The following is a 20,340-nucleotide window of genomic DNA, read 5'->3' on the forward strand; positions in this document are numbered from 1 at the left end:
ACGCTGCACGCCATGCGGCAGCGGCCGACCAAAAAACGCCGAGGATGCCATGTTGATGCGACACCCTCGGCGACCCGCGTCTCGCTACACCGGCCACCCCATGCGCGCATGACTCCGTGCGCGTCGCGTATCCAGGGACGTGCGGCGAGACCTCATCGTCAGGACAGTGTGGGCGCAGTGGCGATGGCGTGATCGATGACCTTGAGCGCGGCCTCGCGCTCGGCACCGTCGACCACCAGCCGCGGCGCGCGCACGCGCTCGCTGCCCAGGCCCACCTTTTCCTGCACCAGTTTGATCAACTGCACGAACTTGGGCACGGTATCCAGGCGCAGCAGCGGCAGGAACCAGTCGTAGAGTTCCTTGGCCGCCGGGTAGCCGCCATCGCGCGCGAGTTCGAACAGGCGCACCGATTCCTTCGGGTAGGCGTTGACCAGCCCGGCAATCCAGCCCTTGGCGCCCATGCTCAGGCCTTCGACGATGGCATCGTCCATGCCGACCAGCAGCGCCAGGCGGTCGCCCAGCAATTCCTGCAGCGCGGCGAAGCGGCGCACATCGCCCGAGGACTCCTTCACTGCCTGCAGGTTGGGGAATTCGGCGGCCAGCTCGGCAATCTGCGCCGGGCCGAAGTCGGTCTTGTAGGCCACCGGGTTGTTGTACAGGATCACCGGCAGGTCGGTGGCGGCGATCACCGCGCGCACATGCGCGCCCATCTCGCGCCAGTCGGTGGAGTAGACGTAGGGCGGCAACACCATCAGCCCGCCGCAACCGAGCTCCTTGGCCGCCTTGGCCAGCGCCACCGCCTCACCGGTGGCCAGGCTGGCGATGCCCGGCACCACCGGCACGCGGCCGTTCAATGCGCTGATCAGCGTCTTGATCACGGCGATCTTGTCCTCCACGCTCAAGGTGGCCGCTTCGCCCAGCGAACCCAGCGGCACGATCGCGGTGCAGCCGGCGTCCACCAGTTGATTGGCGTGCTTGCCCAGGAAGGCGTGGTCGATCTCGCCGGAGGCGGTGAACGGGGTGGTGATGGCCGGCAACACGCCGTGCCAGAACGCAGCAATACTCATGGATGATTCCCTTGCGAGTCGGAAGTGAACGGGTCGGCCAGCGCCGCGAGGCGGACCGGGAACAACGGCGGCCGGCGGCCGGCGTCGGTGGAAAGCGCGGGCGGGCAGCGCCCCAGTTCGGCCAGCGCTGTGCCGCAGATGCGGCCCTGGCAGGCGCCCATGCCGCAGCGCGAGGCCAGCTTGGCATCGCGTGCATCGTCGAAGTTGTCCAGCGCAGCCAGCGGCACGTCTTCGCAGCGGCATACCAGCGTGTCGGGCCGGGCCAGCGTGCGGATGCGTGGATCAAGAGCGAATTGCTGTTGCACTAATTCGGCAAACGCACGCGCGGCACGCCGCCGCGGCTGCAGCCGCAGCGCGGCGTCCGGTGCGTCGGCAGCCATATGCCCGGCCATCGCACCTTCGACCAGCGCGCAATCGCGCCCGCCGATGCCGCAGGCTTCGCCCGCCGCAAACACCTGGGGCACGCTGGTGCGCAGCAGCGCATCCACCTGCACCTGTTGATGCGCGCCGCATGCGTCCAGCCGGCAGCCGAGCAGCTGTGCAAGCTCGGTGTTCGGCACCAGGCCATAGCCCACCGCCAAGTGATCGCAGGCGATACGGCTGCGACCGGCAGGGCCTTCGATGTCGATCTCGCGCAGTTGCGTGTCGCCGTGCGCGGCAACCACGATGCTGCCGGCGCGATAGGCCACCGCGCGCAATTGCAGGCGCAACGCCACCGCCTGCGCCGCCTTGCCCGGCCAGCGCCACAGCTGCAGCGCAAACTGCCGCAACGCGGCTGCCGACGTCTGTTCGTGAATACCGAGCACCCGTGCGCCATGCCGTTGCAGCGTGGCCGCACTGGCCAGCAGCAGCGGGCCGCTGCCGGCGACGACCACGCGCGTGCCGGCCAGCGGCCAGCCCTGTTTGGCCAGCGCCTGCGCCGCGCCGGCGCCGGTGACGCCGGGCAAGGTCCAGCCGGGGAACGGCAGCAGCAGTTCGCGTGCGCCGGTGGCCAGTACCAGGGCGGCGTAATGCAGTTGCAGGGAACCGTCCGGGCCATCGGCCAACAGCCAGCCCGGCTGCGCCAGCAGGATCTGCGTGCGCGTCAGCAGCGTGATCGACGCAGCGCCCTGCACCTGCTGCAACAGCGTGCGCGCATCGGCGGGCGCGCCATGCAGCAGGTCGCTGCGCCACACCTGCCCGCCGGCACGCGGCTGCATGTCGACCACGCCCACGCGCATGCCATGACTGGCCGCGGCCTGCGCCGCCGCCAGGCCGGCCGGGCCGGCGCCGATCACCAGCACATCGAAATGCTGCACGCGCTCAGCCATCGGTGCGTACCTGCATACCGTCGCGCGCATCCACCAGGCAGGCACGTTGCTGGCCGATGCCGTCGATGCGCACCCGGCATTCGAAACACACGCCCATGCCGCACAACGGCGCGCGCGGCTGGCCGCTGCACGATTGCCGGAACTGCAGCGTCGCCAGCGCCACCGCCGCGGCCACGCTGGCGCCGGCCGGCACTTCGACCGCTTGCGCGTCCACGTGCAGGCGCACCGTCGCGCTCATGCGGCGGCACCGTGCACGGCGCGCGCCGGTGCGTACGGGCTCGGGTCGATGGCTGGCGTGCGCCCGAGCAGGCTGTCCACGATCACCCGGGCGCTCCCCAGCGCCGTGGTGACGCCCAGCCCCTCGTGACCAGCGGCCACCCAGACATCGCGCCGCCCGGGCATCGCCCCGAGATACGGGCGCCCGTCCGGCGTGGCCGGGCGCAGCCCGGTCCACACCCGGATCGCCTGCAATTCACGCAGCACCGGCAGGTACGCGAAGGCGCGCTGCAGCATCTGCTGCAGCACCGGCAGCGACAGCGCGCGATCGTGCTCGCCGAACTGGCGCGAGGAACCGATCAGGATCTGCCCGGTCGGCCGCGGCTGTACATTGAACGCCACGCTGGTGGCGTCGGCGCCATGCGCCGAATCGGCATAGCCCAGCTCCAGCAACTGATGCCGGATCAGCCCCGGATGCCGGTCGGTGATGACCAGATGGCCCTTGCGCGGGCGCAGCGCCAGCTCGGGCAACAGCTGCGGCAAGGCCACGCCGCTGGCGACCAGTACCGGGCCGGCCAACAGCTGGCCATCGTCCAGACGCACCCCCTGCGCCTGCAACTGCTCCGCCCTGCGGCCGGCAAACAGCTGCGCGCCGGCCTTGCAGGCCAGGCTCACTAGATGCCGCGCCACCCGCGGCGGATACACCACGGCCTCGCCGGGCACGCGCATGCCGCCGGCCAGGCCCGGCACCAGGTGCGGCTCCAGCGCATACAACTGGCTGGCAGCGATGGCATCGGCCTGCAGACCGGCCGCCGCCAGCCGCGCGATCTTGGCCGGCACCGCCGCCAGTTCACGCGCATCGCGCGCCACCCACAGCGTGCCGCAGCGGCTGAACTCGGCTTCGCTCAGTTGTGCGAACCGCTCCCACAGGCGCAGCGAGTACGCCGACAACGCCAGCTCGGCCGGGTCGTCGTCCATCGCCACCAGGTGCCCCATCGCCGCGGCGGTGGAACCGCCGCCGATCGGCCCCGGCTCGACGATCGCCACCCGCAGCCCTTCGCCGGCCGCCGCCTCGGCGCAGGCCGCCCCGACGATGCCCGCGCCCACCACGATCAGGTCGTAACTGCGTCGCGTACCGGCAGCGGCCGGCACGTTGCGGGTGTCGGTGGCTGGCGCATCCGCGGCGGCCAGCGACGCATCGGGCAAGCGGGCGGCCGCGGCAGACGCTGCGCCGGCGTGTCCCTCCTGCGCGCGCAGCTGCTCGTCCATCAGGCCACGATGCCCCAGGCGAACGGGTCGGCCGGGTCGATCAGCAGCTGCGTGCGTGCGGTGATGTAGGCCTGCCCGCTGATGCGTGGCGCAATGCCACGCCCGCTGAGGCGATAGCTGCCTTCGAAGGCGCTGCCCAGGATGCCTTGCTGCACCCAGCGCTCGCCTTCGGCCAGCTTGCCGTCGGCGGCCAGGCAGGCCAGCTTGGCGCTGGTGCCGGTACCGCACGGCGAGCGGTCGTAGGCCAGGCCTGGGCACAGCACGAAGTTGCGCGCCACGCCGCTGCCGTCGGGTGCGGCGCCGTTGACTTCGATGTGGTCGATCTCGCCACCGGCCTCGCCGGTGATGCCGGCCGCTTCCAGCGCCAGCCGGATCGCCTCGGTGTAGGCGGTCAGTTCGCGCTGATGCGCCAGCTCCAGCGCACACGGCGCCTGCCCGGTGATGAAGAACCAGTTGCCGCCCCAGGCCACATCGCCGCGTACCGGCCCGTGACCGGGCACGTCCACCTCCACGTCGGTCGCGATGCGATAGCTGTCGACATTGTCCACCGACACCGTGCCGTCTTCGGCCAGTTCCACGCCCACCGTGCCGACCGGCGTCTCGATGCGGTGCCGGCCCGGCGCGATGCGCCCCAGCTCGGCCAGCGTGCGCACCACCCCGATGGTGCCGTGCCCGCACATGCCCAGGTAGCCGACGTTGTTGAAGAAGATCACCCCGGTGCAGGCGCCGGGGTCGCGGGCCGGCAGCAGCAAGGCGCCGACCATGGTGTCCGAGCCGCGCGGTTCGCAGGCGATCGCGCTGCGCCACGGGTCGAAATCACGGCGAAACCGCTCGCGGCATTGCGCCAGATCGCCATCGCCCAGGTCGGGGAAGCCGGAGAGGACCACGCGGGTGGGTTCGCCGGCCGTATGGGAGTCGATGACGTCGATCGTGTGCATGGCTCATGCTCCCACTGCCGGCTGGCAGGCGACTAGCGTCCAATGCGAGTTGCAAATGCGGAAATCCGCACAATCGACAAGCCGATTCACGGCCCCGCGTTTGCGCTAGGATCCATACAGGGCCGCGCCTTTCGTGCAGCCGTCAATCGTGACCTCCACCATGACGCCGATGGACCTCAACCTTCCCGCGCTGGAAATGCAGACGCTGTTCGATGCGCTGCCGGACGTGGTGTTCTTCATCAAGGACAGCGAGGGCCGCTACACCCATTGCAACCTGACGCTGGTGCGCCGGCTCGGACGCAAGCTGCGCAGCGACATCATCGGCAGCTCGCCACTGGAAGTGTTTCCGCTGCCGCTGGGCGGCAGCTACATGATGCAGGACCGCCGCGTGCTGTGTGGCGAGCTCATCGACAACCAGTTGGAGGTGCATCTGTATCCCAACCGCCTGCCCGGCTGGTGCCTGACCTTCAAGCGCCCGCTTTGCGAGGCCAATGAGGTGATCGGCGTGGTCGGCATTTCCCGCGACCTGGGCCAGCCCGACAGCCGCCACTCGGCGTACGAGCGCCTGAGCCAGGTGATGGATCACATGCAGGCCAACTTCGGCGACAACCTGCGCGTGCAGAGCCTGGCCGACCTGGCCGGCCTGTCGGTGGCGCAGCTGGAGCGGCACTTCCGCCGCGTCTTTCAGGTAACCCCGCAGCAATTGCTGACCAAGCTGCGCATCGAATCGGCAATGCGGCTGCTGTACGGCGACGACAGCATCGCCAGCATCGGGCAACGCTGCGGCTTTGCCGACCAGAGCGCGTTCGCGCGTCAGTTCAAGGCAACCGTCGGCATGACCCCGCGCGATTACCGTGCGCTCAAGGGCCAGCTGTAGGCACGCAGACACGCGCCGGCACATCGCTGCCACAAATGCCGAATTCGGCAGCATCGATGGTGCTGTGGCAATGCGGTTTGCCTGGGTGGTTGCGGCGCTGGCGCAGCGCGCATGACGGTGCCCGGCCAAGGCCGCGCTGAAGGGCGCGTCAAGGCGAACCAGGACCCGGATGATAGAATTTCGGGTTTCCCCTACTGCGTTGCCAATGGCCAGCTTTTTCCGCCGTAACAAGCCAACCACGCCCGACAGCGCGCGTACCTCGCGCTATAGCCTGGAAGAACTGGCAGCCGCATTCCCCACCGCGCCCTCCGCTGCCACCCCGGCGTCGCCGGTCGAGGCAATGCCCACCGCCGAACCCGGCGCGGCGGCGACGACGGGATCGCCCACGCCTGCCGCACCCGTGAGCAGCGAACCGGTAGCGCCAACGCCGGCCGCAACGCCGCCCGCCGCCGCCGCACCGGCCGAACAGCATGCGCAGGACATCGCCGCGCGGTCCGGTCAGGCGCAGAGCGTTGCCGCAGTCCCCAGCGCACCCACACCGCCGGCAACACCGGCGCCTTCGGCCCTGCAGGCGCTGCCCGATCCGATGCCCGCTACCACGCCCAGCCCCACCACGGCAGTGGTGGTGCCCCCGGTAGTCGTGCAGCCACAGAGCGCGCCCCTGCCACCGGCAGCTACGCCTGCACCGACGCCGTCGCAACATGCCACGCCCGCCGTCGTTGCGCCTGCCGCCACACCCGCTGCGCCCGCAGCGACGCCGGTCGTCGCCCCGCCGCCCGCGGCCGCCCCCATTGTCGTCGCCCCGGCCGTGATCAGCGCCCCAGTTCCGGCCAGTTCCGACAACGACAGCATCGTCGGCCAGCGCGATGCGCTACCGGCCGCCCCGGCCGGCAAACCGGGCTGGCGCGATCGCCTGCGCAACAGCAGCTTCGCGCGCAGTTTCGGCGGTCTGTTCTCGCGCAACCCCAAGCTCGACGACGACCTGCTCGACGAGATCGAAACCGCGCTGATCACCGCCGACGTCGGCATCGGTGCCACCACCGCCCTGGTCGAAGGGCTGCGCAAGCGCATGAAGTCGCGCGAGTTCGTCGATGCGCAGGCGATGTTCAAGGCCTTGCGCGCCGACCTCATCGCGCTGCTGCAGCCGGTTTCCAAGCCGCTGGTCATCGACCGCGCGGCCAAGCCCTTCGTGGTGCTCACCGTCGGCGTCAACGGCGTCGGCAAGACCACCACCATCGGCAAGCTGGCCAAGCGCTTCAAGGACGACGGCAACAGCCTGATGCTGGCGGCCGGCGACACCTTCCGCGCCGCCGCGGTGGCGCAGCTGCAGGCCTGGGGCGATCGCAACAGCGTGGCCGTGATTGCGCAGGGGCAAAACGCCGACGCCGCCTCGGTGGCGTTCGACGCCCTGCAGGCCGCCAAGGCGCGCGGCACCGAGGTCTTGATCGCCGACACCGCCGGCCGCCTGCATACCCAGACCGGGCTGATGAACGAGCTGGGCAAGATCCGCCGCGTGCTCGGCAAGATCGATGCCGCCGCGCCGCACGAAGTGCTGATGGTCATCGACGGCACCACCGGGCAGAACGCCATTTCGCAGCTGCGCCAGTTCCATGCCGCGGTCGGCGTCACCGGCCTGGTCGTGACCAAGCTCGATGGCACCGCCAAGGGTGGCGTGGTGTTCGCCCTGGCCCGCGAGTTCAATATCCCGATCCGCTTCGCCGGCATCGGCGAACGCCCGGAAGACCTGCGTGTGTTCGACCCGGTCGCCTTTGTCGACGCCCTGTTGCCGGAAGCCTTGGGCAGCTGAGTGGAACGCGCCTGCCCGCATCTGCAGCCGCTGTGCGCACAGGCGCTGCAGGCAGGCTGCACGGTGCGGCAGATGTCGGGCGACTGGTCGCGTGCCAGACGTGTACTGGAGTTTGCCCAACCCCTGCCGGCGGCGTTGCGCAGACAGGCCCGCGCCACTCCCGCGGTGGTCTACTACCATGCACCGGCCGCGCCGCACGGCCCTGGCGCTGAAGGCGTTTTCCGCGAACAGCGCCTGGTCGGACTGGCCTTTCCGCTGCGCTGAGCGGCACCGTCGCAGCACGCCCGCCGCCGGCCCGGCCCCGCCCTGAAGCCCTTGCCCTCCATCGCCAGCAGAGCCCATGCCAGCCGACCACGCCACTGCCACCGCTGACGCTTTCGTCGACCGCCTGCTGCACTGGTTCGACGGCCACGGCCGCCACGATCTGCCCTGGCAGCATCCACGTGCGCCGTACCGGGTGTGGCTGTCGGAAATCATGCTGCAGCAGACCCAGGTCGCGGTGGTCATTCCGTATTTCCAGAAGTTCGTCGCCCGCTTTCCGACCCTGGCCGATCTGGCCGCAGCCGACAACGACAGCGTGATGGCGCATTGGGCCGGGCTGGGCTACTACGCACGCGCACGCAATCTGCACGCGGCCGCCAAACAATGCCTGGCCCTGCACGATGGCGAACTGCCACGCGATGTCGATGCCTTGCTCGCCTTGCCCGGCATCGGCCGCAGCACTGCGGGCGCGATCCTCAGCCAGGCCTGGAACGACCGCTTCGCGATCATGGACGGCAACGTCAAGCGCGTGCTGACGCGCTTCCACGGCATCGCCGGCTATCCCGGCCTGCCGGTGATCGAAAAAGAGTTATGGCAACTGGCGACGACGCATGTGGCGCACGTGCCGGCCGGCCGCCTGGCCGACTACACGCAGGCGCAGATGGATTTCGGCGCCACGCTATGTACGCGCGCCAGACCGGCCTGCGTGCTGTGCCCGCTGCAGGACGCTTGCGCCGCGCGCCGCGATGGCCTGGTGGACGCACTGCCCACGCCCAAGCCCGGCAAGGCGTTGCCCGAGCGCGAAGCCACTGCCTTGCTGCTGGAAAACGCGGACAGGCAGATCCTGCTGCAGCGCCGCCCGCCAACCGGCATCTGGGCCTCGCTGTGGACGCTGCCGCAGGCCGAGACCGATGGCGGCATGCGCGCATGGTTCGCGGCACATATCGACGGCAACTACGACCGCGCCGACGAAATGCCGCTGATCGTGCACACCTTCAGCCACTACCGCCTGCATCTGCAGCCCCTGCGCATCCGCAAGGTCGCGCTGCGCCCGGTGGTACGCGACAATGACGATCTGCGCTGGGTCGCCCACGCCGATCTCGCATCGCTGGGCTTGCCGGCGCCGATCCGCAAACTGCTCGACGCCCTCTAGGCGCGCACTCAAAGGAATCCGCATGTCCCGCACCGTGTTCTGCCAGTACCAGCAATGCGACACCGAAGGCCTGGACTTTGTGCCGTATCCCGGCGAGCTCGGCCAGCGCGTGTTCGCGCACATCGGCAAGAGCGCATGGCAGGCGTGGCTGGCGCATCAGACCATGCTGATCAACGAGAACCGGCTCTCGCCACGCGACCCCAAGCACCGCGCGTTTCTCGAGGCCGAGTTGCAGAAGTTCCTGTTCGAGCGCAATGCCGACAAGCCCGACGGCTATGTCGCGCCGATGCGCGAAGAGTAAGCGCACCAGGATTCGCCGCCGCCCACCGACGACTGCGCTCGTGCCGGGCAGGGCCGGCCGGTGAATCGCATCGGCGTGCATCGCGTGTGCCTTGCGGATCCTGCGCCGTTTACGCAAGCAGGAGGATTGCTCGCTACAACTGGTTGACCGTTCCTGAGCGGGATACGCCTGGCGCAGCGCATCCCCGGCAGTGCAGCGACACTGCACGATCGCCGACCAGCTGCAACCGACATCCGGGCACCGCGATGCCCGGATGCGCGCAGCTCAGCCGACGCCGGTGGGCCCATCCAGCAGCATGCGGATCCGCTTGAGCAGTTCCTTCTGCGTGTACGGCTTGTTGACCACGTCAAATTCCGCACCGCCGACGTCGGTGCGCTCGATGCTGGCATCGGCATAGCCGGTGGTCAGCAGGACCTTGACCCTGGGCAGCATGCGCCGCGCCTCGCGTGCCAGCACCACGCCATTCATGCCGCCGGGCATGATCAGATCGGTAAACACTGCGTCCACCTCCGGATGCTGTTCCAGCACCTCGACCGCCTCGCGTCCGCTGGATGCGGTCAGGATGCGGTAACCGGCATCTTCCAGGAACATCTGCGCCACCACCGCCACATCCGGCTTGTCTTCCACGATCAGGATGGTCTCGCTGCCGCCCTTGTCGATCGCGCGGCCCTTGGCCGCCTGCAGCTCGTTCTCGAACTCGCTGGAAGCGGGAAAGTACAGCCGCACCGTGGTGCCCTCGCCCACTTCGCTGGAGATGCGCACGGTGCCGCCGGATTGCTTGACGAAGCCGTACACCATCGACAGGCCCAGGCCTGTGCCCTGCCCTTCGTCCTTGGTGGTGAAGAACGGCTCCATGACCCGGCTGGCGACATCCGGCGGCATGCCCGAACCGGTATCGCTCACCGCAAGGCTCACATAACGGCCCGGTGCCAGCTGGTGATACATCGCCAGATCGTGGCTGGTGATTTCCACATTCTGCGTCTGCACCGTGACCTGCTTGCGCTCGACCTGCGCCATCGCATCGCGCGCGTTGATCAACACGTTCAACAACGCCACTTCGGCCTGCGTGGTATCGATCTGGCAATTCCACAGCCGCTCGTCCAGCGACTGCTGCATGGTGATGCCGCCGCCCAGCACGCGCTCGGCCATGTTGTTCATGCCCGACACCAGACCGTTGAGGTTCACCACCCGCCCGCGCAACTTCTGCTTGCGCGAAAACGCCAGCAGTTGCTGCGTGAGCGTAGCCGCCTTGGCGGCTGCCGCAGCCGCGTGCTCGGCACTGAAGGCGATGCGCTGCGCGTTGTCGCCGCCCTTGTTGGCCATCATCTGGATCACTTCCAGGTGGCCGGCCATCACCTGCAACAGATTGTTGAAATCGTGCGCAATGCCGCCGGTCAGCTGCCCCAGCGCTTCCATCTTCTGCGCCTGGCGCAAGGCGTCCTCGGCATCGCGGCGACGGCTCACATCCAGCTGCGAGCCGAAGAAATACACCAGACGGCCGCTCTCGTCGAACACTGGTGAGACGAACAGCGCATTCCAGAACGACGAACCGTCCTTGCGGTAATTCAGCACTTCGGTGGCGAATTCGCGCCGGTTTTCGATCGATTCGCGGACATCGTCGATGCTGGAGCGGTCGGTCTCCGGCCCCTGCAGGAAGCGGCAGTTGTTGCCGATGATCTCCTCTGCCGAATACCCGGTCATTTCCAGGAATGCGCGGTTGGCGAACACGATCGGATTGTCCGGCAGATGCGGGTCGGTCACCGTCATCGGCATCCGCGTGGTCTCCACCGCCGCAAAGAAGATATCCGAGCGATGTTTCTCGACCGGAAGACTGCGTGATTCGCCGATGTGAGGCGCTCGTGGCTCTCCGTACCCAGGATCGTTCAAGTGCATGTTCTCCGCGGGGCCATTCCCGTGGCGACAGTCTAGTTGGGGCCGGTGAGCTGATCCCTCACATCCATGAGCCTTTCCCGTACGGCCGCGCCCGCCGACGCAACCCAACCCGCCTGACGCAGCACGTGCCGATGCGGCGCCTGCGTTGACACCACGTCGATGCCCGCCGCAGCGGCCACCAGCAGCCCCGTGCCCGCATCGCCGGCACATCCAGCCATGGTCCGTGCACGGCCCGGTCAACCGACGAAACGCGATGGCGCCCACCGCCGCAGGCACCGGCGTGCAGGCACGCGCGCAGCTGTGAGCCATTGCCTTCGCCGTCGCTTGCTGAAAGCAGGTTAATGGTGGCGCGACAGGCCGTCCGTGGCAGGCAGGCGCATCGGCGGTTTTGCCGTAGCATGCGCAGGCAGCAAGCAGCTCCTGCGCTTCATTCGGCCGTTCTGGCGCCGTTGCGCGCGTCCTTCCAGCCAGCGCAGGTTCTGGCGACCATGCGATGCCACCATGCCGGGCTACCAGACCCAGATTCACGAATTGACCTTCGGGCAACTGACCTACGTCATCCGCGCACTTGCCGATAAACAGCAATACGCCGATCCGGACGAGAGTGCGTCCGATGCGGGCATCTCTTCGGCGCAATGGAGCCTGTTCGGACAGGTCTGGCCTGCGGGTCGACTGCTGGCCGAAGCGATGGCCACGCGCCCGATCGACGGCAAGCGCATTCTCGAACTCGGTTGCGGCCTGGGGCTGGCCAGCCTGGTGTTGCGCAGGCGCGGCGCCGACGTGGTCGCCAGCGACCATCATCCGCTGGCCGAGGTGTTTCTGGCGTACAACGCTGCGCTCAACTCGCTTGACTCGGTGCCGTATCGCCGGCTCGACTGGGACGCCGGCGCGCTGAACATGGGCCAGTTCGACATGATCATCGCCAGCGACGTGCTCTACGAGAGCCGCCACGCCACCATGCTGGCCACCCTGATCCCTGCGTTGGCCAAGCCCTCGTGCGAGATCGTCATCAGCGACCCGGGCCGCGGCAATGCCAACGCGCTCTCGCGCATGCTGGCGGACATCGGGTTTTCGTTGGTCGCCGGCGAGCGCCAGGCCGCCGCCCAGGTGGCCAAGGCGCCGCGCCTGTTCGTCTACCGGCGCAACATGGACAACTGGTGGCCGGCAGGCGGCTAAGCGGCCTGCCGCTTCACTCGACTGCAGGGTTATAGGCAGACAGGGCGATCGGCTTGCGCGGATCGGCCTTGATCTCCTTGTGCTCGCTCATGCGCAGCGCGTCGACATCGGGCGAGTCGTCCGAGTTCATCTCCCAGCCTTCCAGCACACGCTTGTGGAAGAACACCCCGCCACTCGCACGGTCATAGCGGAACGTGATGTAGTCGGTCCAGTGCTGGCCGCAGGCCACGCCATTTTGCACGGTGAAGTAGGCGCCCTTGGCCACCAGGCCGTCTTCGCCATCCAGAAACGGATCGCACTGCCCGCCTTCGTCGGCCTTGAAGATCACCCGCGTATTGCGCCCGGCGATCGCAAAGCCGCCATCGGCGGTCGCCATCACGACCAGCAGGGTCCGCGCCGGCGCCGGGGCGCCGTCTGCCTTGCGTGCATCTTCTGTGGCGGCGCGCAGGGCCACCACATAATCCGGCCGCCCATCTCCGCTCAGATCCGCCTCGGCAAGGCCGATGACCGTTTGCCCGGACGGCAGCAGCCTGGACGCAGCAGCAGGCAGCGTCGCTGCGCCGCACGGCGCAACGGCTGTCAGTGTCAGGGCCAACCACCAGTATCGCGTTGTCATTGCCGTTCCTTCATGTGCATGGGACGCCAGCATACGCGGCGATCCAGCTCGGCCGGCCGGTGGTGCACTGCGCGAGATCGCATCCGCATGGGCGATTGCAGCCCATTGCATCACACCGGCACTCAATCGCGTGGCCGCCGGTTCGATGATGCGAGCACGCCTGCCGCGCTGCCGGCGCCAGACGTCAGACGTCAGCGGCGATATTCCTTCGGGTCCAGAAACTCGGCCAGGCAGGAACCCACACGCAGCGCCTGCTCGCGCGCATCACCGCGGTATTCGCCCTGCCCCGCACCTTCGATCGTGGCGATCGGCGAGGCGCGGTCGCGGTGATACACGAACGCCGTCGACGACCACTGCGTCTGTCCAGGGGCCTGACTTTCCATCGTTTCCACGCGGAACTCACCGCAGTACCCGTGAATCAACGTGCGTCGAAGTGTTTTGTGCGTCATGCGCGGAAGTATCGCCACGTGCAGTTGAAGACGACGTGGAAAAAACCGCCGCGACCCGGCCGGGCGCGAGCAAATGCAGTCCTTCCCTTTACTCCCCCGGCGCACGCTGCCGGGCCTCCTTGAGGACGCAACCGGCAGCACCCGAACGCTGGCGTGACAGCGCAGAGCGACACGGCAATTCGTCCAGCCGCATGCGACAGGTCTGCCGGCAGACGCAGCACATCCACCTGCAGCACTCGCTGCAACGTGGGATCAATAAAAACGGGAAGAGATGCATATCCGGCGACTGCCGGGAAGCCTTGCGATCGAAGGCTTGGAAATGGTGGCCGAGGACGGAATCGAACCGCCGACACGGGGATTTTCAATCCCCTGCTCTACCAACTGAGCTACTCGGCCACTATCGCAACATGCTGCCTGCGTTGCGAGGACGCGCATCATAGCGAGCAGGCGCAGTTTGGGCAAGCCTTGCGATGAACTTTGTTGCGGGCCGGCGCGACACCTGTGCTTTCCTGCACCGGTTCACGCCGCGTGGCGGGCGGCATGGCCTAGCCTGCGCAGGTCCGGAGGAGATTGTCATGCGCCTGCCCCGCCTGCTGTTGTCGTTCGCCTTGCTGCTGCCGCTGGCGGCCGCCGCCCAACCGCCGGTACGCGCAGTGCCGCAACTGGACATCTCCCGCTACGCGGGCCAGTGGCACGAGATCGCGCATCTTCCGGTGTCGTTCCAGAACAAGTGCCGCAGCGACATCACCGCCAGCTACACCTTGCGCGACGATGGCCTGATCGGCGTGCGCAACGGCTGCCGCACCGCCGATGGCGAGCTGGCCCAGGCCGACGGGGTGGCGCGCCCGGTCGCTGGCCAGCCCGGGCAGCTGCAGGTGCGCTTTGCCCCGGAATGGTTGAGCTGGTTGCCGCTGGTGTGGGCCGACTACTGGGTGATCGCCCTCGACCCGGACTATCAATGGGCCATGGTCGGCGAGCCGGATCGCAACTATCTCTGGATCCTGTCGCGCTCGCCGCAGATGCCGCGCGCGCAGTTCGAACAGCTCAAGGCCCGGGCCGCGCAGATGGGCTACGACCTGTCGCCGCTGATCGTGGCTGCGCCGCTGCCCTGACTCCGGTGGCCGGCCCACCGCGCGCCGCGCATCACACGCCGCATTGCACGCGCGCCGGCAGCAAGGCAGCAACCGTACTGCGTAGTATTCTTGGCGCCGCCTCATCCCGCCAAGGACTTCAGTACATGCGTCGCGCCTCCCGTCTCCTGATCGTCTCGCTGGCCTGCGGCCTGCTGCTGAGCGCCTGCGGCGGTGCGGTACGCCGCGTGTCCGAGCCGGCTGCCAGCATCCAGCAATTGACCGTGCGTACCGATGGCTCCTGGTCGGTCGATCTGCGGCTGCAGAACTACAGCAGCATCCCGATGCAGTTCGAGCGCGTGGCGCTGGAGATTTCCGCCGGCGATCAGGTCGCCGGCAAGCTCGACCAGACCGTCGGCATCTCGATCGGCCCGGAAACCGCCGACGTGGTGACCGTCAACGTGCAGCCAACCTCGCTGGGCCGCATCACCGTCGCCGACGTGCTGGCCGGTGGCCGCTCGCTGCCTTACGCGCTCAAGGGCACGGTATGGGCGACGCCGCAGGACAAGAAGCAGCGCGATTTCAGCGTCGAGTCGCGCAACACGCTTAGCCCGGCGCCCGGCCTCAACGGCGTGCTGCGCTGACGCGCACGCCTTCCCGCACTCGTTTGAAGGATCCCGCATGAGCAGCTACACCGCCCCGCTGACCGATTTCCGCTTCGCCCTGCACGATGTGCTCGGCGCGCAAGCCCTGTTTGCCCGGCTCGGCTATGCCGACGCCAGCACCGACATCATCGATGCCGTACTCGAAGAGGCCGGCCGCTTCACCGCGCAGGTGCTGGCGCCGCTCAACAGCATCGGCGACGAAATCGGCTGCGCCTTCGACAAGAGTACCCACGCGGTGACAACCCCGCCCGGCTTCCGCGCCGCCTACGACCAGTTCGTTGGCGCCGGCTGGAACGGGCTGACCGCCGAGACGCAATTCGGCGGCCAGGGCATGCCGCACACGCTGGGCGTGCCGTTGAGCGAAATGATCAACGCCGCCAACCTGGCCTGGGGCAACTTCCCGCTGCTCTCGCATGGCGCGATGGAAGCGCTGCGCCAGCACGGCGAAACCTGGCAGCAGGACGTGTTCCTCAAGCCGCTGATCGACGGCCGCTGGACCGGCACCATGTGCCTGACCGAGCCGCATTGCGGCACCGACCTGGGCCTGCTCAAGACCCGCGCCGAGCCCAACGCCGACGGCAGCTACGCCATCACCGGCACCAAGATCTTCATCACCGCCGGCGAGCACGATCTCACCGACAACATCGTGCATCTGGTGCTGGCCAAATTGCCGGACGCACCGGCCGGCGCCAAGGGCATCTCGCTGTTCGTCACCCCCAAGTTCAAGGTGGACCGCGACGGCAACGTGGGCGAACGCAATGCGCTGCACTGCGGTTCGATCGAGCACAAGATGGGCATCAAGGGCTCGGTGACCTGCGTGATGAACTTCGAAGGCGCGCAGGGCTACCTGGTCGGCCAGCCGCACAAGGGCCTGCAGGCGATGTTTACGATGATGAACACTGCGCGCCTGAGCGTCGGACTGCAGGGCATCGGCCTGTCCGAGCGGGCCTACCAGAACGCGCTGCGCTATACCCGCGAACGTCTGCAGTCGCGCGCGCTCAGCGGCGCCCGGTTTCCCGACAAACCGGCCGACCCGATCATCGTGCACCCGGACGTGCGCCGCATGCTGCTCACCATCAAGTCGCTGACCGAAGGCAGCCGCCTGCTGGCGCTGCATGCCGCCAGCCTGGTCGACGTGGCGCACCGCGGCGCCAGCGAGCAGGAACGCGCCGATGCCGAGACCCTGGTGAGCTTCCTCACCCCGATCTCCAAGGCCTGCCAGACCGAGTGGTCGATCGAGAACACCTACCACGCGCTGCAGTGCTTCGGCGGCCATGGCTACATCCGCGAATACGGCATGGAGCAGCTGGCCCGCGACGCACGCATCACCACCATCTACGAAGGCACCACCGGCATCCAGGCGCTGGATCTAATCGGCCGCAAGACCGCTGCCAGCCAGGCGGCCGGATTGAAGCTGTTCCTGGCCGATGTGGAAAGCTTTGCCAATGCCCAGGAAGGCAACGCAGCGCTGGCCGAGTTCATCAAGCCGCTGCGCGACAAGTGCAGCGAGTGGGCGATGCTGACCCGCGACGTGCTCGATCGCGCCGCGCGCAATCCGGACGAACTCGGTGCCGCCAGCTACGACTACCTGTTTTATTCCGGCTACGTGGTGCTGGCGTACTGGTGGGCACGCAGCGTGGCCGCGGCCGATGCCTCCGCGCACAGCGAGGACTTCAAACGCGCCAAGCGCGAAACCGCACGCTTCTACTTCGCACGCGTGTTGCCACGCACGCTGGCCCATGCCGCCACCATCCGCAGCGGCGCCGCCCCGCTGATGACGCTGGAAGCGGAGCTGTTCGGCGAAGCCTGAGCAAGCGCCCTCCTCGCGGCGGGCTGCCGCCGTCGTAGCAGCGGACCTGGCCGCGACGAGGCGGTACCGATCGGCGAGACGTCGCGCCCGGGTGCGCTCCTACGGCAACCTCACAGGATTCACCGCTGTCGTAGGAGCGGACCTGGCCGCGACGGCGCATTACCGATCAGCGAGATGTCGCGCCCGGGTGCGCTCCTACGGCAAACTCACAGGATTCACCGCTGTCGTAGGAGCGGACCTGGCCGCGACGGGCATTACCGATCGGCGAACATCGCGCCCAGGTGCGCTCCTACGGCTAAACCAGGCTTTCAACGCGCAAGGATTGGGCACGCAGCACGGCGGCATCGCGGCCGGGCGGGCCGTGCTGATCCCTTGATTGCAATAAGCGCGCCACGGCCCGTCGCTGCGATACACAAACTGTCAACGATCGGGTATAAGCTGTTTTCCCGATGGAGACAGACACGCACGCAGGTGATGTGATCGTCCCCGGAGGCTCCTCAGCCCCGGTCACGGGCAGCGCTGTCGCTGCAATCCAGCAACTTCACACCTTGCGCCTGCTTTCGCTCGATGCGCATGGTCGCGTACTGGACTGGATCAACTGGCAGGATGCCGCCTGCCTGTACGCACGCGGTGCGGTGTCCTGGACCCTGGGCGAGCCCTGCATGGAGATCCACGGCGGCATGTCGCGGCTCACCGGCGAGCGCAGCACGCTGGCATTGCATCCCATCATCGCCGCACGCGGGCATGCCCGTTCGCGCGCGCTGGACCCGACGCCGACCCTCAGCAACACCGCCCTGTTCGCGCGCGACTCGCAGTTGTGCATGTATTGCGGCCAGCACTTCAGTCGCCCGCAGCTGACCCGCGATCACGTCATGCCGGTCTCCAAGGGTGGCCGCGACAGCTGGGAGAACGTGGTCACCGCCTGCTTCCAGTGCAACTCGCGCAAGGCCAACCGGACGCCACAGCAGGCGCATATGCCACTGCTGGCCGTGCCTTATCGCCCCAGCTGGATCGAGCACCTGATCCTGTCCAACCGCAACATCCTGTCCGACCAGATGGCGTTCCTGCGCGCGCAGTTGCCCAAGCGCTCGAAACTGTCGCTGTAGGCCGCTACCCGCTGGCTCGACACGACGCTCCGGCTGGATCGACGAGACAGGCGCGGGATCGTCCGACCGATGTGTGGCAACGCGCACCGGCGAGCGCGTCGACTCGACGCAACCCGCAGCACACAGCGCCTCCACGCAATGCGCAGCCCCGACGCTTCCTCGAGCATTCACGGCGACCCGGCCAGCCTGCACATCGCACGGCCACGCAGCCTCGCTGGCCAGTGTCACAGGCCCTTTGACCCGGGTGCGGCGGATTGCCGCACCTGCGCCAAGGATGCAACCGACGCGCCTGCACTGCCGACCGTGCCCAACCGTCACTTCCCGCTGACAGCTGAACCGGTTTGCTTGCCGGGCCTTCGCATGGGGAGGACAATACGGCTTCAGAACATTGACACGATGATGATCGACTCCACCCGCTATCCGCGCCTGTCCCGCATCCAGACCCCCGACGATCTGCGCACTTTCGACGAGGCCGATCTCACCGCGATCGCCGAGGAGCTGCGCGCCTACCTCATCGAATCGGTGGGCAAGAGCGGCGGGCATTTTGCGGCCGGCCTGGGCGTGATCGAACTCACCGTCGCCCTGCACTACCTGTATCAGACCCCGGTCGATCAGTTGGTGTGGGACGTGGGCCACCAGACCTATCCGCACAAGATCCTCACCGGCCGCCGCGACCAGATCCACACGGTCAAGCAGAAGGACGGCGTGGCGCCGTTCCCCAAGCGCGAAGAGAGCATCTACGACACCTTCGGCGTCGGGCATTCCTCGACCTCGATCTCGGCTGCGCTGGGCATGGCGATCGCCGCCCAGCGCAGTGGCGACGAGCGCAAGGTGGTGGCGGTGATCGGCGACGGCGCGATGACCGCCGGCATGGTCTACGAGGCACTCAACCACGCCGGCGGCATGGACCCGGAGCCGAACCTGCTGGTGATCCTCAACGACAACCGCATGTCGATCTCCGAAGCGGTCGGCGGGCTGACCAAGATGCTGGGGCGTGCCAGCGGCAGCCGCACCCTCAATGCCATCCGCGAGGGCGGCAAGAAGATCCTCGGCGACAAGAAGAACAACCCCACCGCGCGCTTCGTGCGGCGCTGGGAAGAACACTGGAAAGGCATGTTCGTGCCGTCCACGCTGTTCGAGGAAATGGGCTTTCACTACACCGGCCCGATCGACGGCCATGACCTGCCCGGCCTGGTCGGCGCACTGAAGACGCTCAAGACCCTCAAGGGCCCGCAGCTGCTGCACGTCATCACCACCAAGGGCAAGGGCTACGAGCTGGCCGAAGGCGACCAGATCGGCTACCACGCCGTCGGTCCGTTCGACCCGAGCAAGGGCCTGGTCGCCAAGACCGGCGCCAAGAAGCCGACCTATACCGATGTCTTCAGCGACTGGGTCTGCGACATGGCCGCGGCCGAACCCAGGCTGCTGGTGATCACCCCGGCGATGCGCGAAGGCTCGGGCCTGGTGCGTTTCAGCAAGGAATATCCGCAGCGCTATTTCGACGTGGCGATCGCCGAGCAGCATGCGGTGACGCTGGCCGCCGGCATGGCCACGCAAGGCGCCAAACCGGTGGTGGCGATCTACTCCACCTTCCTGCAGCGCGGCTACGACCAGCTGGTGCACGACGTGGCAGTACAGAAGCTCGACGTGCTGTTTGCGATCGACCGCGGCGGCGTGGTCGGCCCGGATGGCGCCACCCACGCCGGCAACCTGGATCTGAGCTTCCTGCGCTGCGTCCCGCACATGGTGGTGATGGCGCCGGCCGACGAGGCCGAATGCCGTCAGATGCTGACCACCGGCGTGCGTTACGAAGGCCCGGCGGCCGTGCGCTACCCGCGCGGCACCGGCCCGGGCGTGGCCCTGGATGCCTCGCTGACCACCCTGCCGATCGGCAAGGCGCAGCTGCGTCACAGTGGCACACGCATCGCCCTGCTGGGCTTTGGCGCGAGCGTGGACGCGGCCGAAGCGGTCGGCCGCGAGCTTGGCCTGACCGTGGTCAACATGCGTTTCGTCAAACCGCTCGACAAGGCCATGCTGCTGGAGCTGGCCAGCAGCCACGAAGGCTTCGTCACCATCGAAGACAATGTCGTCGCCGGCGGCGCGGGCTCCGGCGTGGCAGAACTGCTCAACGCCGAAGCGGTCACCCTGCCGATGCTGCACCTGGGCCTGCCGGACAGCTTCCAGCACCACGCCAGCCGCGAAGACCTGCTGGCCGAAGCCGGCATCGACCAGGCCGGCATCCGCGCCGCCGTGCTCAAGCGTTGGCCGCAGTTGATGGCAGGCAAGGCGCCCTCGCGGAATGCGGCTGCAGGCTGAGGCTTGCGCTGGTTGCACGCAGCGGTAGTTGCGGCAGGCG

The 20,340-nt window shown here is 68.1% G+C and carries 18 protein-coding genes and 1 tRNA gene; 10 read left to right on the forward strand and 9 right to left on the reverse strand.

Annotation, left to right across the window (positions count from 1 at the left end; all coding sequences use genetic code 11):
• Window positions 1-158: 158 nt before the first annotated feature.
• From CPBF1521_RS14790 to CPBF1521_RS14810, 5 genes are read right to left on the reverse strand one after another with little or no spacing between them, the layout of a single operon-like run.
• Entirely contained in the window at window positions 159-1,067 is a 909-nt protein-coding gene (locus tag CPBF1521_RS14790) for a dihydrodipicolinate synthase family protein (RefSeq protein ID WP_115677476.1), read from the reverse strand.
• A complete protein-coding gene (locus tag CPBF1521_RS14795; protein WP_115677477.1) occupies window positions 1,064-2,377 on the reverse strand; it encodes an NAD(P)/FAD-dependent oxidoreductase in 1,314 nt (437 codons plus the stop codon). The genes CPBF1521_RS14790 and CPBF1521_RS14795 overlap by 4 nt, the downstream gene beginning before the upstream one ends.
• Window positions 2,370-2,615, reverse strand: coding sequence for a 2Fe-2S iron-sulfur cluster-binding protein (locus CPBF1521_RS14800; RefSeq protein ID WP_006451839.1), 246 nt, complete (start codon window positions 2,613-2,615; stop codon window positions 2,370-2,372). Before CPBF1521_RS14800 ends, CPBF1521_RS14795 begins: the two co-directional genes overlap by 8 nt.
• Entirely contained in the window at window positions 2,612-3,862 is a 1,251-nt protein-coding gene (locus CPBF1521_RS14805) for an NAD(P)/FAD-dependent oxidoreductase (RefSeq protein ID WP_115677478.1), read from the reverse strand. The genes CPBF1521_RS14800 and CPBF1521_RS14805 overlap by 4 nt, the downstream gene beginning before the upstream one ends.
• On the reverse strand, window positions 3,862-4,800 hold the full coding sequence (locus CPBF1521_RS14810) for a proline racemase family protein (protein WP_115677479.1): 939 nt from the start codon (window positions 4,798-4,800) through the stop codon (window positions 3,862-3,864). The genes CPBF1521_RS14805 and CPBF1521_RS14810 overlap by 1 nt, the downstream gene beginning before the upstream one ends.
• A 160-nt stretch (window positions 4,801-4,960) precedes the next feature.
• Here CPBF1521_RS14810 and CPBF1521_RS14815 point away from each other — a divergent pair, with 160 nt between their 5' ends.
• The 4 genes from CPBF1521_RS14815 (at window position 4,961) to CPBF1521_RS14835 (ending at window position 9,199) form a co-directional block, all read left to right on the forward strand.
• Entirely contained in the window at window positions 4,961-5,677 is a 717-nt protein-coding gene (locus tag CPBF1521_RS14815; protein ID WP_104582088.1) for an AraC family transcriptional regulator, read from the forward strand.
• Window positions 5,678-5,882: 205 nt separating this feature from the next.
• The gene (gene ftsY / locus CPBF1521_RS14820; protein WP_181901247.1) at window positions 5,883-7,484 is read left to right on the forward strand and encodes a signal recognition particle-docking protein FtsY; all 1,602 of its coding nucleotides are present in this window, start codon (window positions 5,883-5,885) and stop codon (window positions 7,482-7,484) included.
• Window positions 7,485-7,824: 340 nt separating this feature from the next.
• Complete coding sequence (gene mutY, locus CPBF1521_RS14830; protein WP_115677482.1) at window positions 7,825-8,898, forward strand: A/G-specific adenine glycosylase; 1,074 nt, start codon at window positions 7,825-7,827, stop codon at window positions 8,896-8,898.
• A 22-nt stretch (window positions 8,899-8,920) separates the two neighbouring features.
• Window positions 8,921-9,199, forward strand: a complete 279-nt coding sequence (locus CPBF1521_RS14835; RefSeq protein ID WP_104582084.1) for an oxidative damage protection protein — start codon at window positions 8,921-8,923, stop codon at window positions 9,197-9,199.
• 264 nt (window positions 9,200-9,463) lie between these two features.
• On the opposite strand, the gene CPBF1521_RS14840 is transcribed toward CPBF1521_RS14835, so the two are convergent.
• On the reverse strand, window positions 9,464-11,086 hold the full coding sequence (locus CPBF1521_RS14840; RefSeq protein ID WP_104648251.1) for a hybrid sensor histidine kinase/response regulator: 1,623 nt from the start codon (window positions 11,084-11,086) through the stop codon (window positions 9,464-9,466).
• A gap of 507 nt (window positions 11,087-11,593) precedes the next feature.
• Here CPBF1521_RS14840 and CPBF1521_RS14845 point away from each other — a divergent pair.
• Entirely contained in the window at window positions 11,594-12,268 is a 675-nt protein-coding gene (locus CPBF1521_RS14845; protein ID WP_104647962.1) for a class I SAM-dependent methyltransferase, read from the forward strand.
• 13 nt (window positions 12,269-12,281) lie between these two features.
• Here CPBF1521_RS14845 and CPBF1521_RS14850 read toward each other — a convergent pair whose 3' ends face one another.
• The 3 genes from CPBF1521_RS14850 to CPBF1521_RS14860 all read right to left on the reverse strand — a co-directional run bounded on the left by CPBF1521_RS14850 (window position 12,282) and on the right by CPBF1521_RS14860 (window position 13,729).
• Window positions 12,282-12,884 (reverse strand): hypothetical protein, encoded by a 603-nt coding sequence (locus CPBF1521_RS14850; protein ID WP_115677484.1) that lies wholly within the window; start codon window positions 12,882-12,884, stop codon window positions 12,282-12,284.
• A gap of 191 nt (window positions 12,885-13,075) precedes the next feature.
• A complete protein-coding gene (locus CPBF1521_RS14855) occupies window positions 13,076-13,333 on the reverse strand; it encodes a hypothetical protein (RefSeq protein WP_104582079.1) in 258 nt (85 codons plus the stop codon).
• A gap of 320 nt (window positions 13,334-13,653) precedes the next feature.
• Window positions 13,654-13,729 (reverse strand) — tRNA-Phe (locus CPBF1521_RS14860).
• A 179-nt stretch (window positions 13,730-13,908) separates the two neighbouring features.
• Between CPBF1521_RS14860 and CPBF1521_RS14865 the strand changes: the two genes are divergently transcribed.
• The 5 genes from CPBF1521_RS14865 to dxs all read left to right on the forward strand — a co-directional run bounded on the left by CPBF1521_RS14865 (window position 13,909) and on the right by dxs (window position 20,300).
• Entirely contained in the window at window positions 13,909-14,445 is a 537-nt protein-coding gene (locus CPBF1521_RS14865; RefSeq protein WP_115677485.1) for a lipocalin family protein, read from the forward strand.
• 125 nt (window positions 14,446-14,570) lie between these two features.
• The gene (locus CPBF1521_RS14870; RefSeq protein ID WP_115677486.1) at window positions 14,571-15,047 is read left to right on the forward strand and encodes an LEA/WHy family protein; all 477 of its coding nucleotides are present in this window, start codon (window positions 14,571-14,573) and stop codon (window positions 15,045-15,047) included.
• Window positions 15,048-15,084: 37 nt separating this feature from the next.
• Complete coding sequence (locus CPBF1521_RS14875; RefSeq protein ID WP_104647965.1) at window positions 15,085-16,878, forward strand: acyl-CoA dehydrogenase C-terminal domain-containing protein; 1,794 nt, start codon at window positions 15,085-15,087, stop codon at window positions 16,876-16,878.
• A 449-nt stretch (window positions 16,879-17,327) separates the two neighbouring features.
• Window positions 17,328-17,984, forward strand: coding sequence for an HNH endonuclease (locus tag CPBF1521_RS14880; protein WP_115677487.1), 657 nt, complete (start codon window positions 17,328-17,330; stop codon window positions 17,982-17,984).
• A 399-nt stretch (window positions 17,985-18,383) separates the two neighbouring features.
• Window positions 18,384-20,300, forward strand: coding sequence for a 1-deoxy-D-xylulose-5-phosphate synthase (gene dxs, locus CPBF1521_RS14885; RefSeq protein WP_115677728.1), 1,917 nt, complete (start codon window positions 18,384-18,386; stop codon window positions 20,298-20,300).
• The last annotated feature ends 40 nt before the right edge of the window (window positions 20,301-20,340 follow it).

This window comes from Xanthomonas euroxanthea (assembly GCF_900476395.1).
GTDB lineage: Bacteria > Pseudomonadota > Gammaproteobacteria > Xanthomonadales > Xanthomonadaceae > Xanthomonas > Xanthomonas euroxanthea.